6 protein-coding genes are annotated in these 5997 nt (G+C 70.1%); 5 read left to right on the top strand and 1 reads right to left on the bottom strand.

The genetic code is table 11. From position 1 onward, the window contains the following. The 3 genes from AC6LKG_RS26195 to AC6LKG_RS26185 form a co-directional block, all read left to right on the top strand. A partial coding sequence (locus AC6LKG_RS26195) for an aspartate carbamoyltransferase (protein ID WP_498169849.1) occupies window positions 1-920 on the top strand: 920 nt, incomplete at its 5' end. Beyond that, the gene (locus AC6LKG_RS26190; protein WP_498169848.1) at window positions 917-2221 is read left to right on the top strand and encodes a dihydroorotase; all 1305 of its coding nucleotides are present in this window, start codon (window positions 917-919) and stop codon (window positions 2219-2221) included. The genes AC6LKG_RS26195 and AC6LKG_RS26190, both read left to right, overlap by 4 nt. Then, window positions 2218-2958 carry a lysophospholipid acyltransferase family protein gene (locus AC6LKG_RS26185; RefSeq protein WP_498169846.1) on the top strand — a complete coding sequence of 247 codons (741 nt, stop codon included), beginning with the start codon at window positions 2218-2220 and terminating at the stop codon, window positions 2956-2958. Before AC6LKG_RS26190 ends, AC6LKG_RS26185 begins: the two co-directional genes overlap by 4 nt. Window positions 2959-3029: 71 nt before the next feature. Here the strand turns inward: AC6LKG_RS26185 and AC6LKG_RS26180 are convergent, their stop codons facing one another. Then, a complete protein-coding gene (locus AC6LKG_RS26180) occupies window positions 3030-3920 on the bottom strand; it encodes a LysR family transcriptional regulator (RefSeq protein ID WP_498169844.1) in 891 nt (296 codons plus the stop codon). A gap of 166 nt (window positions 3921-4086) precedes the next feature. Between AC6LKG_RS26180 and AC6LKG_RS26175 the strand changes: the two genes are divergently transcribed. Then, window positions 4087-4761 (top strand): RraA family protein, encoded by a 675-nt coding sequence (locus tag AC6LKG_RS26175; protein ID WP_498169842.1) that lies wholly within the window; start codon window positions 4087-4089, stop codon window positions 4759-4761. Beyond that, window positions 4758-5975: an aminotransferase class I/II-fold pyridoxal phosphate-dependent enzyme gene (locus AC6LKG_RS26170; RefSeq protein WP_498169839.1), complete on the top strand. Its 1218-nt coding sequence runs from the start codon at window positions 4758-4760 to the stop codon at window positions 5973-5975. Before AC6LKG_RS26175 ends, AC6LKG_RS26170 begins: the two co-directional genes overlap by 4 nt. Window positions 5976-5997 lie beyond the last annotated feature (22 nt).

Here is a 5997-nt window from a genome sequence, read left to right as displayed (position 1 = left end):
GCCATGTCGAGCGCCTGCTCGACATGGCGGCGGGTTTCTCCGCCGGCCAGGCGTCCGCCGCCGCCGACCTGCCGGTGTTCCTGGGCCTGCCCGCCGGCGACGCCGATTTGCGGCAGGGCTTCGAGGCCGCCGCCTCGCAACTGGGTCTGCGGCCCGTGGCGCTGGCGGATGGCACGGGCCAGGGTGCCGACGCCGGCGTGGATCGCGGCCACGGCGTTGGCGCCGGCGATCCGTTTGCTGCTGACAGCGCCGCGGCCTGGTCTCCCGCCGCCGTTGCCGCCGGCCTGCCCGCCGGCATCCTGGTGCTGCGGCATCCGGCCAGCGGCGCCGCCGTCTGTGCCGCCGGCGCCCGGGCGCCGGGCCTGCGCATCCTCAACGCCGGCGACGGCGCGCACGCCGATCCGCTGCCGGCGCTGGCCTGCGTGCAGGCGATGCGCCAGGCCGGACGCGACCTGACCAACCTGGCCGTGGCGCTGGTGGGCGACATCCGCCACAGTGCCGTGGCGCGCAGCCTGATTCACGTGATGACGACGCTGGGCGTGCCGGAAGTGCGCGCCGCCGCGCCGCGCACCCTGCGGCCCGATGGCTTGCCGCAACTGGGCGTGAGAGCCTGCGACACGCTGCATGAATGCCTGGCCGACGCCGATGTCGTCATCGTCCTGCCGTTGCGGGCGGAGCGCATGAGCGGCGCGCTGCTGCCGTCGGCCCGCGAGTACGCCGCCGGTTACGGCCTGACGCCCGCCCGCCTGGCCGTGGCCCGGCCCGATGCCCTGCTGCTGCCGGCCGCCGCGCTGACGCCGGGCATCGAGGTCGATGGCGACATCGCCGCCGGCCTGGTCGATGCCGAGGCGGGCCTGGCCCGCGCCGGACACGATTTACGCCTGGCTGCCCTGGGCGTGTTGGCGGGAGCCGTCGCATGAGGCTGCACATCGCCAATGGCCGCCTGATTGACCCGGCCCACGACCGCGACGGTGTCCAGGACCTTTTCATCGCCGACGGCCGCGTGGTGGCGGTCGGCCGGGCGCCCGACGGCTTCCAGGCCGACCGGCGCATCGATGCCACCGGCCTGGCGCTGCTGCCGGGCCTGGTGGACCTGTCGGCGCGCGTGCTGCGCCCGGACGCCGGCGCGCCGCACGACCCGCGCCTGTCTCCGGCCGAGCTGCGCGCGGCCCTGGCCGGCGGCGTGACCACGCTGGCCTTGCCGCCGGGCGCCGACATGCCGCTGGACGAACCGGCCAAAGTCGAGGCGCTGCTGCGCGAGGCGCCGCCCGGCCATGGCCGCGTGCTGCCGATCGGCGCCCTGAGCGTCGGCCTGCGCGGCGAGACCCTGGCCGAAATGAGCCTGCTGGCGCAGGCTGGCTGCGTGGCATTCTCGCAGGGAGAGTCCGGCATTGCCGACACCCGGGTGCTGTGGGGCGCCATGCGCTACGCCGCCGGGCAGGGCCTGGCGCTGTGGCTGCGGCCTCAGGATCCATGGCTGGGGCAGGGGGCGGTGGTTGCCGCCGGCGCCTACGCCGACCGCCTGGGCCTGGAGGGCCTGCCGCCGCAGGCCGAAGTGCTGGCCCTGCACACGATTTTCGAGCTGCAACGCGCCACCGGCGCGCGTGTGCACCTGTCGCGCCTGTCCAGCGCCGGCGGCCTGGAATTGCTGCGCGCCGCGCGCCGCGAAGGTCTGCCGGTCAGCGCCGACGTGTCGGCCAGCAGCCTGCACCTGACCGACGTGGATATCGGCTATTTCAATACCGATTTCCACCTGCGCCCGCCGCTGCGCGGCCAGCGCGACCGCGATGCGATCCAGGCGGCGCTGCGCGAGGGGCTGGTGGAGGCGCTGTGTTCGGATCACGCGTTGGTCGACGACGCGGGCAAGTCCGCCCCGTTCCCGTATTCGCAGCCCGGCGCCACGGGCCTGGAGTTGCTGCTGTCGCTGGCGCTGAAATGGGCCCGCGACAGCCGTGTGCCGCTGCCGCTGGCGCTGGCCCGGGTGACCTCGGGGCCGGCGGCGGTGCTGCGCAGCCTGCGCCCTACGCTGTCCGGGCTGGGCCAGTTGGGCGTGGGCGCGCCTGCCGATCTGTGCCTGGTGAACCTGGAGGACGAATGGTTGGTGGCGCCCGGCGCCTTGCAAAGCCACAGCCGTCATACGCCGTTCGCGGGTATGATGCTGCCCGGTCGAGTCCGCGTCACCCTGGTGGGTGGCCGCCCGGCCTGGGAGAGCCTTGTTTGAAGCTGCTGCGCTTTGTCCTTCGCCTCATGCTGGTGGTGCCGTTGATTCTCATCGGCCTGCTGTGCGTGGGTCTGGTGTATCCGCTGCTGCGCCCGAAGTCGCGGGCCTGGCTCAACCGTACCTGGTCGCGTTGCCTGATGGCGGCCTGCGGTCTGCGGGTCGTGTTCAAGGGCGAGCCGCGCATGACCGGGCCGGTGCTGCTGGTGGCGAACCACGTGTCCTGGATCGACATCTTCGTGCTGAATTCGGCGCGCGCGACGTCGTTCGTGGCCAAGAGCGAAATCCGCGCCTGGCCGGTGATCGGCTGGCTGGTGGCGGGCGCGGGCACGCTGTTCATCGAGCGTGGCCAGCGCCACGCGGTGCATGCGATGGGCGAGTCGATGCACGCGCGCTTCAAGCTCGGCGATGCGGTGGGCCTGTTCCCGGAAGGCACGACCAGCGAAGGGTTCGAGCTGCGCCCGTTCCACGCCAGCCTGTTCGAGCCGGCGCGCACGGCGGCAGTGGAAATCCAGCCGGTGGCATTGCGTTTCCTGCAGCACGGCAAACGCAGCGGTTTCGCGGCGTTCGTGGGCGAGGAGACGCTGGTGGCGAATCTCTGGCGCGTGATGGGAACGACGGGGCTGTCGGTGGAGGTGGTGTTCTTGCCGGTACTGGCGACCAAGCATGCCGACGGGACTTTGCCGACGCGGTTGGAACTGTCGCATCAGGCTCGGGATGCGATTCAGGCGGTGCTTTGAGGCGCTGCCGCTGACAGCTTGAGCGGTTGCTTCCAGCCCTCAAGAACCCCACCCCTCGCGCCTCTCTCTTCTCAATGGTTGGAAGAAAAGTCGCAACAGCTACGCGCCAACTCCGCCACGTTCTCGCAGAACGCATCATCGGCCCCGCGCCGGTACATGGCGCAATACACCGACTGGGGCGCCGCGGTGCTGGTCCGCGCAATCACGAGTTGCCTGGCGCTGACCATGTCGGCGAAATAGTCCCGCGGCAGGCAGCTCACCCCGAATCCCGCCGCGGTCAGCCCGGCCATGGCGATCAGGCTGTTGATGGTGAACATGTTGCTGGCCGGCGTGTGCGGCTTGAGCCAGCCGTCGTAGATCATGTTCAGCCCCGACTCGCGGCTCTGGCGTAGCAGCGGCAGCGCCGCGATATCGGCGGGCGTGTAGATGCGGCTCGGGTCGATCATGTCGGGGCTGCCCATCCAGGCGAATTCGAGGCGCTGCAGGGCCACCGCCTGCAGGCCGGATTCGGCGAACTCACCGTGCAGGAATGCCATGTCCAGTTGGCCCGCCTGCAGGCGTTTCTGCAAGTCCGCGCCCAGGTCGATATGGGGCTCCAGCGTGATGCGCGGATAGTGCGCGCGCAACAGCCGGATCAGGGCCGGCAGCCAGGTCATCGCGGTGATCTCGGTAATGCCGAAGCGGAATGTGCCGGTCAGCGTGTGCTGGCCCTTCAGCCGCACCAGCAGGCGGTCGCGATGGCCCAGCATTTCCTCGGCCAGAGCGTAGACCTCATGGCCGCGCGCGGTCAGTTCAGCGCGATGGCCGGAGCGATCGAACAGGGCCACGTCGAAATCCGCCTCCAGTTCCTGGATGCGCTTGGTGATGGCCGACTGGGTCGTGTGCAGCTTCTGCGCCGAAGCCGAGAAAGTGCCCAGGCGCACCGTCCAATAGAGTGCCTCGATCTGCTTGAAGGTCAGCATGCCGGGTTCCGCAACAGGGTCTTGTTCATTCCGAAATTTCCGATAAGGGCTAACCCTTATATTCCTTTAATGGATGAAGATCATGGAAATTTAATCCCTTTTTCGAAACGCCGAAAGCGCCGACCATTCGGTCTGACTCATTCGTTTCAGGACTACGCAGACCGCCATGGCCACCCTCCTCACCGGCACGCGCATATTGCCGGCCGCCCCCGTTGCCCCCGAATCCATCCTGCAGGCGCTGGCAGGCATCGTCACGCCGCATCTCAGCGACAACCTGGCGCGCCGTGAAGGCATTGCCGGACTGCACCGCTACAACCGCGCCGGCAAGCTGGTCGGCACCGCGCTCACCGTCAAGACCCGTCCCGGCGACAACCTGATGATCTACAAGGCCATGATGCAGGTGCAGCCGGGCCATGTGCTGGTGGTGGACGCCGGCGGCGATCTGTCCAACGCCGTGCTGGGCGAGATCATGAAGCGCTATCTGCAGGCGCATGGCTGTGCCGGCGTGGTGGTGGACGGCGCCATCCGCGATGTCGGCGCGTTCGAGGCCGATGCGTTTCCCTGCTACGCGCGCGGCCACATCCACCGCGGCCCCTACAAGGATGGTCCGGGCGAGGTCAACGTGCCGGTCTCCATCGGCGGGCAGGTGATCCACCCGGGCGACATCGTGGTGGGCGACGAGGATGGACTGGTGAGTTTCGCGGCCGACGAGGCGCCGGCGCTGATCGCGGCGGCGCGCGCGCATGCCGACAAGGAAGCGCGCATCATGGCCGAGATCGATGGCGGCGCCCGCACGCAAAGCTGGATGCAGGCGGCCTTCGCCGCCAAGGGGCTGGCATGAGCGGCGCCGCTGCGGAATTCCTGGCGGCCCGCGCGCGCGCCATCAAACCGTCGCCCAGCATGGCGGCCAAGACCCGGGTCGACCAGTTGCGCGCGCAAGGGCGCGACATCATCGACTTCACCGTCGGCGAGCCCGACCTGCCGACGCCGGCGCACATCGTGCAGGCCGGTATCGACGCGCTCAACAGCGGCGACATCCGCTATACCGCTTCGACCGGCGCGCGGCCGCTGCTGGAAGCGGCGCGCGCCAAGTTCCAGCGCGAAAACGGGCTCGATTATGCGCTCGACGAGCTGATCGTCGGCGTGGGCGCCAAGCAGCTCCTGTATACTGCGCTGGCCGCCACCGTGCAGGCTGGCGACGAGGTCATCATCCCGGCGCCCTATTGGGTGTCGTATCCCGACATGGTGCTGGTCAACGACGGCACGCCGGTGGTGCTGGCCTGCCCGGAGGCCGACGGCTTCAAGCTCACCCCCGACGCGTTGGAGCGGGCCATCACGCCGCGCACCAAATGGCTGCTGCTCAATACGCCGAGCAATCCGACCGGCGCCATGTACAGCGCGCAGGAGCTGCGCGACCTGGCCGCGGTGCTCCTGCGCCACCCCCAGGTCTGGCTGATGACCGACGAGATCTACGAGCACCTGGCCTATGGCGACCAGCGCCATGCCTCGCCGGCCGCGGTCGCGCCTGAATTGGCTGGCCGCACGCTCACCATCAACGGCGTTTCCAAGGCCTACGCCATGACCGGCTGGCGCCTGGGCTATGCCGGCGGCCCCAAGGCGCTGATCAAGGCCATGGCCACGCTGATCTCGCAAAGCACCAGTTGCGTCAGCGCCATCAGCCAGGCAGCCGCGCGCGTTGCCCTGAGCGCCGACCAGGCATGCGTCGGCGAGGCGGCGGCGGTGTTCCACGCCCGTCGCGACCGTATCGTGGCGCTGCTGGACGCCGTGCCCGGCATCCGCTGCCCGCGGCCGCAGGGCGCGTTCTACGTCTATCCCTGCGTCGAGGGCCTGCTCGGCAGGCGCACGCCGGGCGGGGCGACGCTGCGCACCGACCTGGACGTCGTCATGTTCCTGTTGGACGACGCGGGCGTCGCGGTGCTGGATGGCACGGCCTACGGCCTGTCGCCCTATCTGCGCCTGAGTTTCGCCACCTCGATGGAGAACATCGAGGAAGGATGCCGCCGCATCGCCGAGGCCTGCGGCCGGCTGGCTTGAATCCGGCGGCCCCGTGCCGGGG

The sequence above is a fragment of the Achromobacter sp. 46006 genome (assembly GCF_059761975.1).
Note: the sequence above shows the minus strand (reverse complement) of the source record. Positions and strands in the feature narration are given on the sequence as shown.

Coding starts and splice junctions, on each gene's coding strand:
- AC6LKG_RS26190 (WP_498169848.1), top strand. CDS start 917: ATGAGGCTGCACATCGCCAATGGCCGCCTGATTGACCCGGCCCACGAC.
- AC6LKG_RS26180 (WP_498169844.1), bottom strand. CDS start 3,920: ATGCTGACCTTCAAGCAGATCGAGGCACTCTATTGGACGGTGCGCCTG.
- AC6LKG_RS26175 (WP_498169842.1), top strand. CDS start 4,087: ATGGCCACCCTCCTCACCGGCACGCGCATATTGCCGGCCGCCCCCGTT.
- AC6LKG_RS26170 (WP_498169839.1), top strand. CDS start 4,758: ATGAGCGGCGCCGCTGCGGAATTCCTGGCGGCCCGCGCGCGCGCCATC.